The sequence below is a fragment of the Rhodococcus sp. T7 genome, assembly GCF_009872365.1.
Classification (GTDB): domain Bacteria; phylum Actinomycetota; class Actinomycetes; order Mycobacteriales; family Mycobacteriaceae; genus Rhodococcus_F.
Genome location: NZ_WXYH01000352.1, coordinates 18,034 through 35,896 on the forward strand (window position 1 = coordinate 18,034; position 17,863 = coordinate 35,896).

The following is a 17,863-nucleotide window of genomic DNA, read 5'->3' on the forward strand; positions in this document are numbered from 1 at the left end:
CCGCCAAGGAGGGACCGTGAATATGCGAAAAGCGCCACCCGACAACGATGTACCGAAGCGCACACTCGCCGCTGTCGTGACGTCGCAGATACGTCAACGCATCTTCGACGGCACATTCGCACCGGGTATGCCGCTCAACGAGGTGGAACTGGCCGCGCAGTTCCGCACGAGCCGCGGGCCCGTTCGTGAGGGATTGCAACGGCTGGTGCAAGAAGAGCTGCTCGTGCGCACCCCGCACCGCGGGATCACCGTCCGGGTGCTGACCGCAGAGGACTTGGAGGATCTCTACTTCGCCCGTGCGACCGTCGAACGCGCCGCACTGATTCGGCTCGTCACTCGCGGCGCCCCGGCTTCACTGATCGCCGAACTCGAACAAACGCTCGGGCGCATGTCCCTCGCGATTCACCGAGAGGACTGGGTACAGGCCTCGGCGTTCGATCTCCGATTCCATGAGATCGCGGTCTACGCGGCGGGTAGTGAACGGCTCACCACCATGTACGCCCAGCTCGCCGGACAGACGCGACTGGGATTGAACATGTTGGTCGGCACCTACAAAGGCCGTGGCGATCTCCTCGACGAGCATCAGCACCTGCTCAGGCTGATCACCACCGGGAACCTGCCTGCCCTGATCGAGGCACTCGACGCGCATTTCGGTGACGCGATGAACACCCTCACCACGCACCGTGACGACACATCCGCAATCGCAGTCGCAGTCGCACACACTCACCAGCACCACGGAGGATGACATGCCCGAGCTGTTGAATGTCACCAAGTTGTCGGCAAGGTTCGACGGCGCACCCACGAGCCCGGTACTCGACGAGGTGAGTTTCCACATCGATCGCGGTGAAATACTCGCCCTCGTCGGGGAATCAGGGTCCGGCAAGAGCATGACCGCGCTGTCGTTGATGCGCCTGCTCCCGCGCGGCGCGCAGATGAACGCCAGCGCGATCACGCTCGACGGGGTCGATCTGCTCGGGTTGTCCGATCGCGCCATGAACAAGGTGCGGGGCGGCCGAATCGGGGCACTGTTCCAGCAGCCCAAGCGGATGCTGGACCCGACCTCCACAGTCGGTGCGCAGGTCGCGGAGCCGCTGCGACGGTATCTCGGGATGAACCGGCACTCGGCACGACGGGCCGCGGTCGAACTACTCGCCGACGTCGGCATCGCCGAACCGGACCGCCGAGCCCGCTCCTACGCACACCAGCTCTCCGGTGGTATCGCACAGCGAGTGATGATCGCGATCGCGCTCGCCGGACAGCCGCAACTGTTGATCGCCGACGAACCGACGACCGCCCTCGATGTCACCATCGAGGCACAGATCCTGGCGCTGATCGCAGCCAAGCGCACACAGCTCGGCATGTCCGTCCTGTTCATCTCGCACGATCTCGGCGTCGTCTCCGCCATCGCGGACCGCATCGCCGTGATGTACGCCGGGCGCATCGTCGAAGAGGGGACGACCGCGGACATCCTCGCCGCACCCGAGCACCCCTACACCCAAGCCCTCATCAACGCCTCGATGCTCAAGACCACCGCGACCGGGGAGCTGTATGCCATTCCCGGAAACGCCAGCTCCGCCCGCGACCTGTCGGCGGGCTGCCGTTTCCGGTCCCGATGTTCGGTGGCAGCGACCGCACACGTGGAACATCAATGCGCCACCACCGAGCCCGATCTCACTGCGGGCCGGCACGAGCCCCACGAACACTCCACCCGCTGCTGGGCACCCATCCACCTCGGGGAGTCCGCATGACCTCGATGATGATGTCTCCCCCGCACCGTCGTGCGGAGCACGCACCCGACATGGTCGTTATGGAGGGCGCGGTCAAACGCTTCCCCCTGCCCCGCCGCGGTCTGCGCCGCACACGCGAACATGTGCACTCCATCGACGGCGTCTCGCTGACCATCAAGGCCGGGCAGGTTCTGGGACTGGTCGGCGAATCCGGTTCCGGCAAAAGCACAATCGCCCGGGCAATACTCCGGCTCATCGAGCTCGATGCCGGCACCGTCGCCATCGACGGGCTCGACACCCGAACCATGAAAGAGTCTCAGCGAAAACAACTGCGGCGCATCGCCCAATTGGTCTTCCAAGACCCGCACGCCGCGATGGACCCGCGGATGACCATCGCTGACAGCCTCTACGCCGTCCTCGCACAACACCGCATCGGAACCCGCGCCGAACGGGGGCTCGCGATCTCGGCCTCGCTGCAGGAGGTCGGGCTCGACGACACCTACCTGGGCCGATACCCGGGGCAGTGTTCGGGCGGTCAATTGCAACGCGTGGTCATCGCCCGCGCCCTGCTCCTCAAACCGCGACTGTTGATCTGCGACGAGCCGACCTCGGCACTGGACGCCTCGGTACAGGCCAGGGTCCTCAACCTCCTCACCCGGCTCCGCCGTGAACACCACCTCACCATGGTCCTCATCTCGCATGACCTGCGCGTGGTGCGATTCGCCAGCGATCGGGTCGCCGTGCTCTACCTCGGGCAGATCGTGGAGATCGCCGACCGCGACGACCTCTTCGAAGGATCGGTGCACCCCTACACCCTCGCGCTCCTCGCGGCCGCAACCCACGCACACCCCTGCACGGGCCACGCCGAGGCTGCCGGCGAACCGCCCTCGCCGATCAACCCGCCACCCGGCTGCCGATTCCATACCCGGTGCCCGCTCGCCGTGGACCGATGCCGCGCCGAACAACCGGTGTTGACCGAGATCGCGGCGGGACATTCGGTGCGCTGCCACCGATGGAATGACGTCCGAGCCGCACTAGTACATGACAAGGAGAAGTCGGTATGACATCCACGGTCACCCCAGCCGACACCGCACCCGCACCGCAGAACCCACTGTGGCGGCCCCTCGCGGGCGGGTTCTGGGAAGGACTGTGGCGAGACGGTGCACGGCACCTCCACGTCTACGACCCCGAGGACCGCACCCTGGTCGGCACCGTCATGAATGCCACCGACCACGAAGTGGACAAGGCCATTGCCTTCGTCGCCCGCGGCCACCGGCAGCGAGCCTGGCCACTGTGGCAACGGCGCGAGGCCATCGAGAAGGCGGCGGCACGGGTGGCACACGATCGGGAACGATTCGCGCGCCTGATCACGGCGGAGTCATCCAAGACTCTCCGGGAAGCCGACCGCGAAGTCACCCGGGCGATGGAGACACTCCGACTGTCCGCCCAAGCCTCCTCCGCCTTGACCGGCCGCAGCATCGCGTTCGACGACACACCACGCGGCGAGGGCTGGACGGGCTGGTACACCCGCGAACCCGTCGGAGTCGTCGCGGCCATCACCCCATTCAACGATCCCCTCAACCTGGTGGCGCACAAGCTCGGGCCCGCCCTGATCGCGGGCAATGCGGTGGTGCTCAAACCCTCTGGGGCCACCCCCGTGACGGCGCTCGCCCTCGTCGATGTCCTTCTCGCCAGCGGCGTACCACCGGAGTACCTCGCGGTGGTCACCGGCGATACGGCGGGGCAGGCCCTGGTCGCCAACCCGGCGATCGACGTCGTCTCCTTCACCGGCGGCCCGGCGACGGCCGACCTGATCGCGCACGCCGGGCCCGCCCGCAAACTCCTGATGGAGCTCGGGGGCAACAATGCGCGGATCGCCTGCGCGGACGCCGACCCCGAGGAAGTCGCCGCGTCCATTGTCGACGGCGCGTTCGGGGTGGCCGGCCAGAACTGCCTGTCGGTGCAGCGGGTATTCGTCCACAACCGTCTCTACCGCACTGTCGTGGACCGGGTGGTCGAAGGTGCGTCAGCTTTGGTGGTCGGCAGTAAGCGAGACCCGGCCACCGATATCGGGCCCCTCATCGACGAAGACCAGGCGCGCCGCATCACCGGATGGATCGATGAGGCCGTCGACGGCGGCGCGGTGTTGCGGACCGGTGGCGTCCGCACCGGAACGTTCGTGACCCCGGCAGTGCTGACCGACGTGCCCCGCGACGCACAGATCAGGACCAACGAGGTGTTCGGGCCGGTGGTCATGATCGACCCGTTCACCGACCTCGACTCGGTGATCGATTCGGCCAATGCAGTCGATACCGGGCTGCAAGCGGGCGTGTTCACCCAAGATATCGATGTCGCTCTGGACCTGGCCGCCAAGCTCCGGGTCGGCGCAGTGCTGATCAACTCGAGTCCGGACTTCCGGATCGATGCCATGCCTTTCGGCGGAGTCAAACGATCCGGCATCGGCCGCGAAGGTGTGTGGAGTGCAGTCGAAGCACTCACCGAACCGAAAATCGTCGCAGCCCGAACGCAACGACCCTGATCATCACGACACCGATGTCGCGACGCATTGTCCCCGGCAACACGGGTTCCACCACGACGCACTGAGCGGAAAGCGGGGGCTCGATGCTCCACCACAACGAGGCAACGGCCCGGTCCCTACCGCGGCCGCAGTGGAATAACGCCAATGTGGCCTTCCTGGTCGAGGTGTTTCGGCTCTTCTCCGATCCCACCCGTGTCCGAGTGGTGTGGTCGCTCACCGGCGGCGAGCGATCGGTCAACGACATCGCCGCGATAGTAGGCACTCCGGCATCGACGGTCTCTCGGCATCTGGCCCAACTCAGAGCAGCGCACTTGGTGGCCTCCCGCAGGATAGGCACTCGCCGGCTCTACCGACTCGAAAATGATTACGCCAGGATGCTCATCACCGACGCCCTCTCCTGCAGCGGGGTTACGGGAGGTCGCGGTGCCGGCGCAACCGGACCTCCAGAGACGGCGAATGCCCCTCCTCCCAGCGCCGGGGTGACCGGAGCGGGTAGCAAATTTGCGTGCGCAGCCTCGTGAGACCGATGCGGCCTTCCCGCCCCAGCCGTCCGAGTCTGTTCACCATCCGACATGCCCATCCCCGATCCGCCTTGTTCAGATCTGCTCGAGAGAGAAGGCCCGATGCCCCCTCCACCTGTCACGCGGGACGAACACGATCTCCTCGGGACCCGCCCGGTCTCCGATTCCGCCTATTACGGCATTCACACACTCCGAGCGGTAGAGAATTTTGCGATCACGGGAACCCCGATCAGTGTCTACCCCGAATTGATTGTCGCCTTGGCCAGCGTCAAAGAAGCCGCAGCACAGACGAATCATCAGCTGGGTCTTCTCGACACACGACGGATGACGGCAATCGTGGAGGCATGCAGAGAAATCCGCGGCGGCCGGTTTCACGATCAGTTCGTCGTCGATGTCATCCAAGGCGGCGCGGGCACGTCGACGAATATGAACGCCAATGAGGTCATCGCCAACCGCGCACTGGAAATACTCGGGCTCCCTCGCGGAACCTACCGCGAGGTGCATCCCCTCGAGGACGTCAACCTCAGTCAGAGCACCAACGACGTCTACCCCACCGCAATCAAGGTCACCCTGCACTTCGCCATCGATCACCTCCGAGCGGCAATGAAAGACCTCGCCACCGAGTTCACGATCAAGGCGACGGAGTTTCACGACGTGGTGATGGGCCGCACTCAGCTCCAAGACGCCGTCCCCATGACACTCGGACAGGAATTCGGCACCTACGCGGTGATGGTGACCGAGGACGCCGACCGACTGCTCGAAGCCGAACGCCTCGTCGCCGAGATCAACCTCGGTGGCACCGCCATCGGCACAGGAATCAACACCCACCCGCTGTACGCGGAAACCGCCTGTGAGGCTCTCCGTGCCATCACCGGCCTGCCCTTGACCACCGCAACCGACCTGATCGAGTCGACACAAGATGTCGGATCATTCGTTCAGCTGTCCGGAGTTCTCAAGCGCACCGCGGTCAAACTGTCGAAGATCTGCAACGACCTGCGCCTGCTCTCCTCGGGTCCACGCACCGGCCTGGGCGAAATCAATTTGCCAGCAGTCCAAGCGGGATCATCGATCATGCCGGGCAAAGTCAACCCGGTCGTGCCGGAGGTGGTCAACCAGGTCGCCTACGAAGTCATCGGGAACGATGTCACGATCAGCCTGGCCGCAGAAGGGGGCCAACTCCAACTCAACGCCCTCGAGCCGATCATCGCCTCGAGTTTGTTTCAATCCCTGACACATCTCAGTGCAGCCTGTCGGGCTCTCACGGAGCGATGTGTCCCGGACATCACCGCCAACGCGGACAAACTCCGCGCCGATGTCGAACATTCCATCGGCATCATCACCGCGTTGAACCCGCACATCGGGTACACCGCCGCCACTTCCGTTGCTGAGGAGTCGCTTTCCACTGGCCGCAGCATTCCGGACATCGTGGTCACACGCGGGCTCCTCACGGCAGACCAGCTCGAACGGTTGCTGCGACCGGAAGTTCTGGTGCGACCACAACAACTCGAACACTTCAGGCAAGCGCGCGCCTTCGTGGAAATACCGACACCCGATTTCTGGCACCCCCCTCTCCAAGGTGAAGCGCCCGTGTGACACGCAGACACACGGCGCCGAACCCGTGCCACTACGGGGGCCTGGCCCGGAGACTTGGGGACTGCACATCATGTCGGTCACGCGCGTCGATGCCACCACCGATCCTCGGATCTGTGCTTCCGCTCGACCATCTCACCTGCGGTGGTCATCCATTGCACGAAGAAAGTGGCGGAGGCTACGGGGCAGGTTTTGGTTGCCCTCACGGTCGCGGACGAGGAAGTCGTCGCCGGCGACGCGGGCCAGCGTTGTGGTGACGTGGGAGCCGATGGTGCCGCCGGAGAGAACGCTCAGCAGCGTGGTGCGGTCGGCGGCATCGAGGCGCTCCCACAGGTCGGTGTAGCTGAGATTGTAAACCTGCCGTCCATGGGTCGACGGGTCCCAATACGTGAAGGTGAACTGGCGGACCAGGTCTGTTCCGGTCGCGGCTGTGCCGCGTAATTCGAGCCTGGACCAGTTGTATATTCCGCGTTCGCGCAGCGCATCGGCAGCCGTGTCGAGTGCGGTGTGCCGGGACCAGGCGCGTGGGAGATCGAGTATCAGAAGTCCCAGTCCCATTCGCACACGATAGGGCTCAGTGCGGTGCGATGCAGGATGAGAACCGCACTCGCTCCGCTGCTCACCGGGTCTTGTCCGCCTGGAGGTAGCGCAGCCAGGGCTTTTGTTCGCCGGTTGCGGTGGTGTGCAATCCAGCCCTGTCGAGGAGTGCGGCGAAGTCGTCGATCGGGGTGTGCTGCATGGCGTGCCCGGCGAGGGCCCCGATCAGATGGTTCGCGACCGGGTTGGTCGGCGGACGGAAATCGGCGATCAGCACCCGGCCCCCGGGCCGCAGGACCCGGGCCATTTCCCGTGCCGCGGCGGCGCGGGCGTTCGGGGCGATGTGGTGGATGACCAGGGTCGAGGTCACCACGTCGAAGGAGTTGTCGGGGAAGGGCAGCCGTTCGGCGGCCGCGACGGAGAAGGTGGTGTGCGCGGTGCCGCGCCGCCCGGTGGCGTAATCGATCATCGGCGAGGACGGGTCGATGCCCTGGGCCCGGCCGCCCGGCTCGATCGCCGCGGCAAGTCGGGTGGCGAAATAGCCGGTGCCGCACCCCACATCGAGGACGCGGTCGCCCGGACCGGCGCCGCTGAGAGACACCAGCCGGTCGAAGACCCGGCGGCGCCGGCCGAGGAAGGCGGCCGCGGAGACGAGTTCGTACAGCCGTGCCCGGCGGATCAGTCCGCCGCTGGCGTCGTCCGCGTGACCGCGGTGGTCGCCGAGAAGTCGTGCCCCCAGTCCCACGGTGCTCCCCCTACCTGTCAGATGGACTCGTCTGTCAGAACGAATTGATTCCCACCAGGACCGCGCCGGCGGCGGCCGGGATCAGCACCCCCAGCCCGAACGAGGCCAGCCGGGCGCCGGCGGTGCGGTGACCGGCGAGGTGGAACACGGCCATCCCGGCCAACCCGAGCGCGGCCGCGGCCAGCACCAGGTACAGCGGGGTGAAGGCCAGCACCGCGGCGCAGCCAAGGACGAATCCGGCGGCGCCCCAGCCCCACCGCAGATCCTCGACCTCCAGACTCGACGCCGCACTCACCACAACTCCTCGCTGACCTGCGTTCTTACCCGGAACGTTCCTCTCCCTCAGCCGACCCGTAAACCTCACATGGTTGCGCAAGTGCGCACATATAGGATTATGGTCGAGTCGGTAACCGTTGTGAAGAGGTCTGGAGGTCCTGGGGTGCTCGAGGTGTTGCGTCATCGCACGTTCGGCCGGTTGTTCGCCGCGCAGATCGTGGCCCTGGTGGGGACGGGTCTGCTGACCGTGGCCCTGGGCCTGTTGGCCTACGATCTGGCCGGCGCCGATGCCGGGGCGGTGCTCGGGACCGCGTTGGCGATCAAGATGGTCGCCTATGTCGCGGTGGCCCCGGTGATCTCGGCGCTCGCCGATCGGGTGCCGCGGAAGGTGTTGCTGGTGGGGGCGGACGTCATCCGGGCGGCCATCGCGGCGGCGCTGCCGCTGGTGGATCAGACCTGGCAGATCTACGTGCTGATCTTCGTGTTGCAGGCGGCGTCGGCGACGTTCACCCCGGCGTTCCAGTCGCTGATTCCGGCGGTGCTGGTCCAGGAGGCGGACTACACGAGGGCATTGTCGCTGTCCCGGCTGGCCTACGACCTCGAGTCCCTGCTCAGCCCAATCCTCGCGGCGGCACTGCTGACACTGATCAGCTACAACTTCCTGTTCCTCGGCACCGTCGCCGGGTTCGTGGGTTCGGCGTTGCTGGTGATGAGGACGGTGTTGCCGCGGCCCGTCCCGGCGGACCGGTCGGTGCCGCTGCTTCACCGCATCACCCTCGGGGCGCGGGTGATGGTGGGCCGCCCGGTGCTGCGGGGGTTGCTGGCGATGAACATGGTCGTCGCCGCCGCGACCGCCCTGGTGGTGGTCAACACCGTGGTGTACGTCCGGGATCTGCTCGGCGGGTCGAACACCGGGGTCGCGGTGGCGCTGGGCTGCTTCGGCGGCGGGTCGATGCTGGTGGCATTGGCGCTGCCGCGGCTGCTGATGGCCCTCGAGGATCGCCGGCTGATGCTCACCGGGTGCGCGATCCTGCCGGTCGGGCTGGCGGCGGCCGCGCTGATGCTCTTCGCCGCCCCCACCCCGTCGGTGGGGTGGGGGCTGCTGGCCGGGATCTGGATCGTGCTCGGTGCCGGGACGTCGATGATCAACACCCCGTCGGCGCGGCTGCTGCGCTACGAATCCGACGAGCAGAACCGCAGCGCGGTGTTCACCGCCCAGTTCTCGCTCTCGCACGCCTGTTTCATCCTCACCTACCCGCTCGCCGGGTGGGTGGGCGCGCAGGTCGGGCAGGTCGCCGCGGCCCTCACGTTGACCGTGCTCGCTACACTCGCAGGACTGGCCGCCGCACGGGCCTGGCCGGCACGGACCGAGCCGCTCGTCGAGGCGGTGGTGGCGGGAAGGCGGTAATGCGATGGACCCGATGACCGAGGCAGCGGCCCCGGCGGTGGCCCCGGCGGCGAGCCTGAGTCACCCGGTCGAACCGGATCAGGAGCGCCTCGACACCGCCACCGAAACCTTCCGGATGCTCGCCGACCCCACCCGGCTGCACATCCTGTGGATCCTCACCCGCGGTGAGGCCGATGTGACCGCGCTGATCGAGCAGACCGGGGGCTCGCGGACCGCGGTCAGCCAGCACCTGGCGAAACTGCGGTTCACCGGACTGGTCGACACCCGCAAGGAGGGCCGGCGGGTGATCTACCGCATCCACGACGGCCACCTATCCCGGCTGATCCTCGAGGGCATCAACCACGCCGACCACGTCGTCACCGGCGAACCCCCACACGCCTAGACCTAGTCCCGGATTCCGTCACCGGTTTCTTCACGATCCTGCCTCCAGACGAGCGTGTGGTCGCGGCGGGTCCTATCGATCGGTGTCCTCGCGGCGCGCCGCGGGTAGCCGCCGACCAGCACCAGCGCGATAGATCATCACCCCGGCCGCCGCCGCGATCACCGCGACGACCGGCCGGATCGTGTCCGGGTCGGGCACCAGCAAGGTGGATCGACCCCCGTGCCGCAGGGAGGCGTCGAAGAGGGCGTGCACGGCGAAGCAAAACGCCAGGTTCGCGATCACCCCGACCACGGCCGCGGACCACGTCGACATTCCGAAGGTGCTCGTGATGCCGCTGAGTGCGGATGTCGGGTGTGTGGCGGAGCCGCTCGACGTAGTGGCGCCGAGGAAGATGAACACGAAACACGGCACGAACGTCACCCAGGTGGTCAGCAGGGCACCGATGGTGGCCGCCACGCCACCCACGGGTCGAAGATCGCCCGGGTGTGCGGTAGGCACCGAGGAACGCGACGAACTGCACCACCATGATCAGCGGACCGGGTGTGGTCTCGGCCAGACCGAGCCGCGGACCATCTCGCCGGGGCTGAGCCAGCCGCAGGTTTCCACCGCTTTCTGGGCGACGAAGGCGAGGATTCGTAGGCGCCACCGAAAGTGACCAGCGCAGTGCCGGAGAAGAACAGGCCCTGTTCGGTGATCACACTGTTCCGGCCGGTGAACACGACCACGGCGACCTTCGGGATGCCCCAGGCGATCACCCCGACACCGAGGACGATGATCGCCCGCCGCAGGCGGGGGCGTCGGCGTGCAGGGGGTTCAGCGCTGATCGCGGGCGCGGCGCCGCCGGTCGTCGATCGTGTTGACGTCCTGATTGATCCGGCGGCGCAGCGACCGGAACGCCACCGCGGAGATGGCGACACCGGCCAGCAGCACGCCCATCGACGACAGCATCAGCGGGAGCCCGAGATCGAAGGCCCGGTCGACTCCGATCAGCAGCGCCACCAGCGCGGCGATCACCGTCAATCGTGCCGCGGTGTAGAGCAACACGAGCCGGATCAACCGCGTGACCGAGGTATCGGTCGGCGGATGGGACCCCGATTCGGGTCCGCCGGGCGCCGGGGTGGCGAGGGCGGCGTTCGCCGGACGGTGTCCGGCCGGGGGTGACGGCGTCATGAGTTTCCTTCTTTCGCCCGCGCAGTTGTCTCGTGCGGTCGGTTACCTGCGGCGCAGTCGCTTCCCCGTGAGGGTGGGGTGGCGGACGAACCATGCTAACTACTATGCACAATAGTAGTTGAGGGTGTGGGCTCTCGACCGATCGCTACACGCATGAAGGGACGCCGGTGCGAACTGGGAGTCGATGGCTGGTCTTTTTCCTGGCCGCGGTCGTGGCGCTGATCGCGGCGATCTGGCCTCGATCGGAGGAGTCCGACGTACCGGAGGCACGCGTTACCGCTGGTGCCGGCGCTGTTTCGGTCGCCGGCGCCGGTGCGCCCCAGGGTGCCGCCGAGCTGTCCCGGGTGGCGGCCGAGGCCGAGCTGCGGCCGTGCCCGACACCGCTGCCGTCCCAGCCTGTGGGCATGGTGCTCAGTGGGGTGTCGGCGCGGTGCCTGGGGGCGGCGCAGGCGGTCGATCTCGGTGCCGCACTGAGCGGTGCACCGACAGTGGTCAACATGTGGGCGTCCTGGTGCGGCCCGTGCCGCGAGCAAATCCCCGTGCTCGAGTCCTATGCGAATCAGCCTGACTCGCTCCCTGTCGCGGGGATCAACGTTCAGGACGATCCGGTGGCGGCCCTGAAGCTGTTGACCGAACTCGACGCCCACTATCCCTCGTTCGGCGGAGCCGAGGCGGCGATGCAGGCCTTGGCGGCGCCGCCGGTGCTGCCGCTGAGTTTCGTTGTGCAACGGGATGGTTCGGTCGATCGGATCGTCACCCCGTCCGTGTTCGCGGACCCGGCCGAGGTCCGGTCCGCGGTTGGTGAGTTGATCCGATGACCACTCGATACTGCCTAACGATCGGTCGGCGACCGATGTGGTGGTCGCACCGGGGTTGGCGGGCCCGGTTGCTCGCGGTGCTCGCTGTCGGCATGGCAGCGGTTCTCGGGGCCGCCGGGTGTGCGTCCGGGTCCGATGCGGTCGCCCAGGGCGGCACCTTCGACTTCGTTGCGCCGGGTGGGCAGACGGACATCCTCTACGACCCACCGGAGAGCCGGGGGAAGGTCGGTCCGCTTTCCGGGCCTGACCTGATGGCCGATGGCCGGGCCGTGTCGCTGTCGGACTACGCCGGGCAGGTGGTCGTGATCAACCTCTGGGGTCAGTGGTGCGCGCCGTGCCGGTCCGAGGCTGACGACCTCGAACAGGCGTATGAGGCCACGAAGGATCTCGGTGTGCAGTTCCTGGGGATCAACGTGCGCGATCCGCAGCGCGACAAGGCGCAGGACTTCGTCATCGACAATCGGATGTCGTATCCGTCGATCTACGACCCGCCGATGCGTACCCTGATCGCCTTGGGCGGAAGCTATCCCACCAGTGTCATCCCCTCCACGCTGGTCCTCGATCGCCAGCACCGCGTTGCCGCGGTCTTCCTGCGGGCCTTGCTGGCAGAGGACCTGCTGCCGGTTATCGAACGTCTGGCGGCGCAGCCGTGACCGCGCACGGGATAGTGCTGGCGCAGGGGGTCGGGGTGAGTTTCCAGAACGCCGCCGCCACCGGGCCGCTGTTGCTCGCGCTCGGGGCCTGCGTGCTCGCCGGTCTGGTGTCGTTCGCCTCCCCGTGTGTAGTGCCGTTGGTGCCGGGATACCTGTCCTACCTCGCCGGTGTCTCCGGCGCCGAAACACCGGCAGTCACCCCAAGCGGTGACTGTGCCGCCGGCTCGGATCGGTGGCGGGTGGCGGGGGCAGCAGCGTTGTTCGTCACCGGCTTCACGGTGGTCTTCGTCCTGGCCACCGCCTCGGTCTTCGGTGTGATCGGTGCCCTACGGCTCAACCAGGAGCTGCTCCAGCGGGTCGGCGGGGCGATCACCATCGTCATGGGGTTGGTCTTCCTCGGTTTCATCCCCGCCCTGCAGAAAGACACCCGGTTCACCCCGCGCCGGATCTCCTCCCTCGCCGGTGCACCGCTGCTCGGCGGGGTGTTCGGATTGGGCTGGACCCCGTGCCTGGGCCCCACCCTGGCCGGTGTGCTGTCGGTCGCGGCCGGCACCGAGGGCGCCACCGCCGCCCGCGGGGTGGCGTTGATCGTCGCCTACTGTCTCGGTCTCGGATTGCCGTTCATTGCATTGGGTTTCGGTTCCGCGAAGACGTTGCACGGGATCGGGTGGCTGCGTCGGCATTCCCGGACCATTCAGATCGTCGGCGGGGTCATGTTGATCGTGGTGGGGACGGCGTTGCTCAGCGGCGCCTGGGAGTTGTTCGTCGGATGGCTGCGCAACGAGTTCGTCACCTCGGTAGTGCTGCCGATATGACCGTCCCGGGCACCGGGCCCGGCGGTACGAGAGTGAAGGAACGGGTCCGTTGAGATGACCAACAACCGCAACAAGGCCAGGCCGGGGGGCATCCCGGGCACCCGGCGCATTCCCTGGTTGATGATCGGCGCCGTCGTGATCATCGTCGGGCTGATCGGGATCATCGCCTACAACATGGTGCCCAGGGCGGTCGAGCGGGCCGAAGCCCAGCGGTACGCGCCGAGCGCGGACAACCCCGACCCGGCCACGGACATCGCCGGGGTGACCGAGATCGAGTATACGGCCGGCAGTCACATTCAGGCCCCGCAGCGCGTGGCGTACGACCAGAGTCCTCCCGTCGGTGGTGCGCACGACCAGTACTGGGCCACTTGTACCGGCATCGTCTATCCCGAACCCATCCGTACCGAAAATGCGGTGCATTCCCTCGAACACGGCGCGGTGTGGGTGGCCTACAACCCTGATCGGCTCGGCGCCGACGACGTCACCGCCCTCGCCGCGAAGATCGACGGTCGGCCGTACACCCTGATGTCCCCGTATCCCGGCCTCGATGCGGCGATCGCCCTCCAATCATGGGGCCACCAACTCAAACTCGACGGTGCCGACGATCGGCGGATCACCCAGTTCGTCACCGCGCTGAGCCAGAACCCGAACACCTACCCCGAAGCCGGTGCGAGTTGCTCGACCGTGCCCGGCGGGTTCGACCCGGCCAACCCGCCCAACCCGCCGCCGTTCGACCCCTCCGCACCGGGCCCGGACGCGGTCCCGGCCACCGACGACCAGGCGGCGACCGCCCCCTCGGACGGGTCGCCGACGTCGACACCGACCGCACCCACCGGAGGAGGCAATGGCTAACACCTCTCCCGCCGCCGCCGCACCCGACCCCGCGATGGTCGATGACGCTGCGCGGCGCCGCAGCGCCTCGAGGTCCGCGGTGGCGCTCGGAGCGATCATCGCCGTCCTGGTGGGTGTCCTTCTCGGGGCCTGGGCGCAGAGATGGCTCGACGGCGACCAGCCGGGGGCGCCGGCCGGCGACTCGGTGGATGTCGGGTTCGCCCAGGACATGTCCGTCCATCACGGTCAGGCGGTGGAGATGTCCGCGATGGCATTGGCGAATGCCGCCGATCCGGCGGTGCGCTCCCTCGCCTATGACGTGCTCACCACCCAGCAGAGTCAGCTCGGCACCATGCAGGGGTGGCTGAGCCTGTGGGATCGTCCTCCGTTGGGGTCCGGGGAGCCGATGCAGTGGATGCCCACCGACAGCGCCGCCGGCTCGGCGCACCATTCGATGCCGGGCATGGAAAGCGGCACCGCCACAGCGGATTCGTCCTCGCCCCCGATGCCGGGGATGGCGACCACCGGCGAGCTCGCCGACCTCCGCAGGACCACCGGGTCGGCGTTCGACGCCCGTTACCTGCAGCTGCTCCTGCGTCACCACAAGGGCGGTATCCCGATGGCGCAGTATGCGGCGGACAACGCCGCGGTGCCGCCGGTGTCCGCGCTGGCGGGTCAGATGGTGGCCACCCAGCAGGCCGAGTCGACCGCCATCGAGCAACTACTCGCCGCGAAGGGCGCGACGGCGCTGACGATGAACTAGCGAAAGGGGTGCGCCGGTCCGGGTTCGGGGGCGGTTCCGATGTCGGTGCACCCCGGCCGGGCCAGCCCTCACCGGCGGGGCAGGGTCTTGAGGAATTCGTTGTAGGCGGCGAGTTCGCTGTCCCCGCCGCGGCTGTTCCGCTCGTCCACGGCCGCGTTGGAGCGGTCTTCGTCGCGGTTCCAGCGCATCGCGAAGATCACGACCACGATCAGGGCGACCGGTTCGCCGTAGGACCAGGCCAGCGCCCCGGCCAGTTGCTGGTCGCTCATGACGTCGATGCCCCAGGAGGCCGGTGGGTCGGTGAAGGTCGACAGCAGCGGTGAGGTGGCCATCATCAAGATCACCCCGATGAAGACGTGCAGGGGCATCTCGACGAACAGGTCGAAGCACTTTCCCAGGTTGCTCTGTTTGACCGGCAACGGTCCCGAGGAGAGCACCGGGACGATGAACAGCACCCCGGTGGCGAGGAAGAACACCTCGAGTCCGGTGTGACCGGCCCACGAGGTGGCGAGGGTGTCGAACACCGGGGACAGGTAGATGCCGTAGTAGCTGAACAGGAACAGCGGGATGGTGACCGAGGGGTGGAGCAGGAGGCGAGCGGCGCGGCTGCGCAGGGCACCGAGCGCGGCGCGCAACACCGGATTCCCCCACCCGGTGTGCGGGGTCGAGCGCAGCAACAGTGTCCCGGGGCAGCCGAGCACGAGCAGCGGCGGCACCGCCATCGACAAGGTCAGGTGCTGGAACATCCACACGCTGAACAGCTCGAACCCGTATCCCTCGATGCCGAGGCCGGTGACCAGGATCAGCAGCAGGGCGCCGCCGAGGAAGCTGGCCGTGCGCGGCCACGGCCACACTCGGCCGGTCCGGTGCACCCGGCGCACCGCCCAGCAGTACCAGGCGGCGAGTGCGACACCGAGCGCCGGCAGCAGCGGCAGCGGTTGCGGGTTCCAGGACAGCATCGCGCCGAGCGAGGGGGGTGCGCCGGGAAGCTGCACCCAGTCCATCGCCGTCATCACGTGCGGCTACTCCGATCTCGCTGCGCCGGGCCCTGGTGGTGTTCAGTCCCGCTTGCGGCGCTCACCGCGCAGCACGATCACGATGCCGGCGACGAACAGCAGAGCCACCACACCGCCGAGGATCGGCAATACCAGCGACGAACCGCCCCCCGACTGCTCGGTGTCGGCTGCCACCGGCGCCGGCGCCGGTGCGGCGGAGGCGGCGCCTGTCTGCTCTACCGGTGGAGCGGGCAGTGCGAGGGTGAACGAGTAGGTCCCGGTGATGGGGTGACCGTCCTCGGAGATCACCCGGTATCCGACGGTGTACTGGCCCGACCCGACCCCGTCCCGGATCGGAAGCAATACCTGCGCGCCCTGGACGGAGGGTTCGCCCTGGCCGACCTGCGTCCCGTCCGGCGCCGTCACCGACACATTCACGAATTGGTTCTGAATGTTCTGGTTGAACACCAACTCCACACCGGGGGGACCGAAGTCGAGAACCGAATCGGCGGCCGGAGATGAACTGATCAACTCGCTGTGAGCCTGGGCCGAGCCCATTCCCAACAGCAACGCAGTGGCGGTCACTGCCAACAGGGTGATCACGCGCCGCATGGGCCTGTACCTCCTAGAGTGCCCTGACCGCGGTGGCCGGGCTGTGGCTTCTCCGCGGCCACGATACGCGCTACTACTATGCTGCATAGTAGTAGGGGCGGCCGTTCGACCGGTGGTCTGCACAATTCGACTCTGGAATGGACGGGTATATGAAGCTGTCGACCAACCTGAAGTTCTCGGCGGCGTTGGTGGCGGTGTTCGCGGTGGTGATCGGGATGTTGTTGTACGTCAACCGGTCCGGATCCGGGTCCGCGGCGTCGGGTGCGGCCGGCCGGACGGTGGATCCCGCCGCGGTGCTGCGGGAGAACACTCACCTGCTCACGTCCTCGCCGGACCGCAAGGTCGTGCTGGTGGAGTTCCTCGATTTCGAATGCGAATCCTGCCTGGCGATGTATCCCACGATGGAGCGGATCCGCGCCGAGTACTCGGGCCGCATCACCGTCGGGGTGCGGTACTTCCCGATTCCCAGTCACACCAACAGCAACCTCGCCGCCCGCGTCGTCGAAGCCGCGTCCCGGCAGGGGAAGTTCGAGGCGATGTATCAGCGCATGTACGAGACCCAGACCCAGTGGGGAGAATCGGGGCGCTCGCAGGAGCCGCTGTTCCGGTCCTTCGCGCAGGACCTCGGCCTGGACATGGGCCGCTTCGACAGTGACCTGGGCAATCCCGCGCTCGCCGAACGGGTCGATCAGGACTTCAACGAGGGGATCGAACTCGGGGTGCAGGGCACCCCGACCCTGTTCCTGGGCGGCACCGCGTTGCCGCCGATGCCCAGCTACGAGGACCTGCGCGCCCGGATCGACGCCGCCCTGGCCGAATGAGGGCGCCGGCTTCCGCTGCCTCTTCTGGATACATCGACCCGCCGGCTCCCCGGTCAGCGGTCCCGTTCACGGGCTCGCGCGTGGTGGGCTGGGTGCTCGTGGTGGCCGGGGCGCTGGGGTTGACCGCCTCATTGGTGTTGACGATCGAGAAGTTCAGCCTGCTCGCCGACCCCACCTACCGGCCCTCGTGCAGCATCAACCCGGTCATCAGTTGCGGTTCCGTCATGAGCTCCCCGCAGGCCGAGGCGTTCGGGTTCCCCAATCCCCTGCTGGGGATCATCGGCTTCACCGTGGCCCTGACCACCGGGGTCGTGACTCTCGGCGGCGTGAGGCTCCCCCGGTGGTATTGGCTCGGCCTGGCGGCCGGACTGATCGGGGCGGCGGTGTTCGTGCATTGGCTGATCTTCCAGAGCCTCTATCGCATCGGGGCGCTGTGCCCGTACTGCATGTTGGTGTGGGTCGCCGTGGTGGTCTCGCTGTGGTACGTCCTGCTGCACACCGGCGCCCAGACGCGCAGCCCCGGTCGGCGGCTGCGCCGATGGATGGCGTTCGCCGCCCGCAACCACACCGCGGTGTTGACCGTCTGGGTGCTGATCATCGCGGCCCTGATCGCCGAGGCGTTCTGGGTGTATTGGCGCACGCTCGTCTGATCTCCCCCGG

At 67.5% G+C, this 17,863-nt stretch carries 22 protein-coding genes; 15 read left to right on the plus strand and 7 right to left on the minus strand.

Features of this window, described 5'->3' with window-relative positions:
- The first annotated feature begins 22 nt into the window (after positions 1-22).
- The 6 genes from MLGJGCBP_RS34940 to MLGJGCBP_RS34965 all read left to right on the plus strand — a co-directional run bounded on the left by MLGJGCBP_RS34940 (position 23) and on the right by MLGJGCBP_RS34965 (position 6,380).
- The gene (locus MLGJGCBP_RS34940; RefSeq protein WP_007295998.1) at positions 23-745 is read left to right on the plus strand and encodes a GntR family transcriptional regulator; all 723 of its coding nucleotides are present in this window, start codon (positions 23-25) and stop codon (positions 743-745) included.
- 1 nt (position 746) lies between these two features.
- Complete coding sequence (locus MLGJGCBP_RS34945) at positions 747-1,748, plus strand: ABC transporter ATP-binding protein (protein ID WP_007295999.1); 1,002 nt, start codon at positions 747-749, stop codon at positions 1,746-1,748.
- Complete coding sequence (locus tag MLGJGCBP_RS34950) at positions 1,745-2,791, plus strand: oligopeptide/dipeptide ABC transporter ATP-binding protein (protein ID WP_007296000.1); 1,047 nt, start codon at positions 1,745-1,747, stop codon at positions 2,789-2,791. The genes MLGJGCBP_RS34945 and MLGJGCBP_RS34950 overlap by 4 nt, the downstream gene beginning before the upstream one ends.
- A complete protein-coding gene (locus tag MLGJGCBP_RS34955; protein WP_007296001.1) occupies positions 2,788-4,266 on the plus strand; it encodes an aldehyde dehydrogenase family protein in 1,479 nt (492 codons plus the stop codon). Before MLGJGCBP_RS34950 ends, MLGJGCBP_RS34955 begins: the two co-directional genes overlap by 4 nt.
- A gap of 83 nt (positions 4,267-4,349) precedes the next feature.
- Positions 4,350-4,787, plus strand: coding sequence for an ArsR/SmtB family transcription factor (locus MLGJGCBP_RS34960; protein WP_007296002.1), 438 nt, complete (start codon positions 4,350-4,352; stop codon positions 4,785-4,787).
- A 102-nt stretch (positions 4,788-4,889) separates the two neighbouring features.
- Complete coding sequence (locus MLGJGCBP_RS34965) at positions 4,890-6,380, plus strand: aspartate ammonia-lyase (protein ID WP_007296003.1); 1,491 nt, start codon at positions 4,890-4,892, stop codon at positions 6,378-6,380.
- 132 nt (positions 6,381-6,512) lie between these two features.
- On the opposite strand, the gene MLGJGCBP_RS34970 is transcribed toward MLGJGCBP_RS34965, so the two are convergent.
- The 3 genes from MLGJGCBP_RS34970 to MLGJGCBP_RS34980 form a co-directional block, all read right to left on the minus strand.
- On the minus strand, positions 6,513-6,935 hold the full coding sequence (locus MLGJGCBP_RS34970) for a hypothetical protein (protein ID WP_007296004.1): 423 nt from the start codon (positions 6,933-6,935) through the stop codon (positions 6,513-6,515).
- A gap of 61 nt (positions 6,936-6,996) precedes the next feature.
- On the minus strand, positions 6,997-7,659 hold the full coding sequence (locus tag MLGJGCBP_RS34975) for a class I SAM-dependent methyltransferase (RefSeq protein WP_007296005.1): 663 nt from the start codon (positions 7,657-7,659) through the stop codon (positions 6,997-6,999).
- Positions 7,660-7,693: 34 nt separating this feature from the next.
- On the minus strand, positions 7,694-7,954 hold the full coding sequence (locus tag MLGJGCBP_RS34980; RefSeq protein WP_007296006.1) for a hypothetical protein: 261 nt from the start codon (positions 7,952-7,954) through the stop codon (positions 7,694-7,696).
- 144 nt (positions 7,955-8,098) lie between these two features.
- Here MLGJGCBP_RS34980 and MLGJGCBP_RS34985 point away from each other — a divergent pair, with 144 nt between their 5' ends.
- Together MLGJGCBP_RS34985 and MLGJGCBP_RS34990 are read left to right on the plus strand one after the other, a co-directional pair.
- Entirely contained in the window at positions 8,099-9,343 is a 1,245-nt protein-coding gene (locus tag MLGJGCBP_RS34985) for an MFS transporter (RefSeq protein ID WP_007296007.1), read from the plus strand.
- 4 nt (positions 9,344-9,347) lie between these two features.
- A complete protein-coding gene (locus MLGJGCBP_RS34990; protein WP_007296008.1) occupies positions 9,348-9,725 on the plus strand; it encodes an ArsR/SmtB family transcription factor in 378 nt (125 codons plus the stop codon).
- A gap of 72 nt (positions 9,726-9,797) precedes the next feature.
- Here MLGJGCBP_RS34990 and MLGJGCBP_RS52280 read toward each other — a convergent pair whose 3' ends face one another.
- Both MLGJGCBP_RS52280 and MLGJGCBP_RS35000 read right to left on the minus strand, forming a co-directional pair.
- Complete coding sequence (locus MLGJGCBP_RS52280; RefSeq protein WP_236581543.1) at positions 9,798-10,181, minus strand: chromate transporter; 384 nt, start codon at positions 10,179-10,181, stop codon at positions 9,798-9,800.
- A gap of 357 nt (positions 10,182-10,538) precedes the next feature.
- On the minus strand, positions 10,539-10,895 hold the full coding sequence (locus MLGJGCBP_RS35000) for a DUF4229 domain-containing protein (protein WP_007296010.1): 357 nt from the start codon (positions 10,893-10,895) through the stop codon (positions 10,539-10,541).
- A gap of 167 nt (positions 10,896-11,062) precedes the next feature.
- Here MLGJGCBP_RS35000 and MLGJGCBP_RS35005 point away from each other — a divergent pair, with 167 nt between their 5' ends.
- The 5 genes from MLGJGCBP_RS35005 to MLGJGCBP_RS35025 are packed head-to-tail and all read left to right on the plus strand — an operon-like array spanning position 11,063 to position 14,775.
- Positions 11,063-11,713 carry a TlpA family protein disulfide reductase gene (locus tag MLGJGCBP_RS35005; RefSeq protein ID WP_007296011.1) on the plus strand — a complete coding sequence of 217 codons (651 nt, stop codon included), beginning with the start codon at positions 11,063-11,065 and terminating at the stop codon, positions 11,711-11,713.
- A gap of 35 nt (positions 11,714-11,748) precedes the next feature.
- Positions 11,749-12,366, plus strand: coding sequence for a TlpA disulfide reductase family protein (locus tag MLGJGCBP_RS35010; RefSeq protein ID WP_007296012.1), 618 nt, complete (start codon positions 11,749-11,751; stop codon positions 12,364-12,366).
- The gene (locus MLGJGCBP_RS35015; RefSeq protein ID WP_007296013.1) at positions 12,363-13,181 is read left to right on the plus strand and encodes a cytochrome c biogenesis CcdA family protein; all 819 of its coding nucleotides are present in this window, start codon (positions 12,363-12,365) and stop codon (positions 13,179-13,181) included. The genes MLGJGCBP_RS35010 and MLGJGCBP_RS35015 overlap by 4 nt, the downstream gene beginning before the upstream one ends.
- Positions 13,182-13,235: 54 nt before the next feature.
- On the plus strand, positions 13,236-14,033 hold the full coding sequence (locus MLGJGCBP_RS35020) for a DUF3105 domain-containing protein (protein ID WP_007296014.1): 798 nt from the start codon (positions 13,236-13,238) through the stop codon (positions 14,031-14,033).
- The gene (locus tag MLGJGCBP_RS35025; protein ID WP_007296015.1) at positions 14,026-14,775 is read left to right on the plus strand and encodes a DUF305 domain-containing protein; all 750 of its coding nucleotides are present in this window, start codon (positions 14,026-14,028) and stop codon (positions 14,773-14,775) included. Before MLGJGCBP_RS35020 ends, MLGJGCBP_RS35025 begins: the two co-directional genes overlap by 8 nt.
- A 68-nt stretch (positions 14,776-14,843) precedes the next feature.
- Here MLGJGCBP_RS35025 and MLGJGCBP_RS35030 read toward each other — a convergent pair whose 3' ends face one another.
- Complete coding sequence (locus MLGJGCBP_RS35030) at positions 14,844-15,788, minus strand: cytochrome c oxidase assembly protein (RefSeq protein ID WP_007296016.1); 945 nt, start codon at positions 15,786-15,788, stop codon at positions 14,844-14,846.
- A gap of 45 nt (positions 15,789-15,833) precedes the next feature.
- On the minus strand, positions 15,834-16,382 hold the full coding sequence (locus MLGJGCBP_RS35035; RefSeq protein ID WP_007296017.1) for a copper resistance CopC family protein: 549 nt from the start codon (positions 16,380-16,382) through the stop codon (positions 15,834-15,836).
- A 149-nt stretch (positions 16,383-16,531) separates the two neighbouring features.
- Here MLGJGCBP_RS35035 and MLGJGCBP_RS35040 point away from each other — a divergent pair, with 149 nt between their 5' ends.
- Both MLGJGCBP_RS35040 and MLGJGCBP_RS35045 read left to right on the plus strand, forming a co-directional pair.
- Positions 16,532-17,203 carry a DsbA family protein gene (locus MLGJGCBP_RS35040; RefSeq protein ID WP_007296018.1) on the plus strand — a complete coding sequence of 224 codons (672 nt, stop codon included), beginning with the start codon at positions 16,532-16,534 and terminating at the stop codon, positions 17,201-17,203.
- Complete coding sequence (locus MLGJGCBP_RS35045; protein ID WP_012686884.1) at positions 17,200-17,853, plus strand: vitamin K epoxide reductase family protein; 654 nt, start codon at positions 17,200-17,202, stop codon at positions 17,851-17,853. Before MLGJGCBP_RS35040 ends, MLGJGCBP_RS35045 begins: the two co-directional genes overlap by 4 nt.
- Positions 17,854-17,863 lie beyond the last annotated feature (10 nt).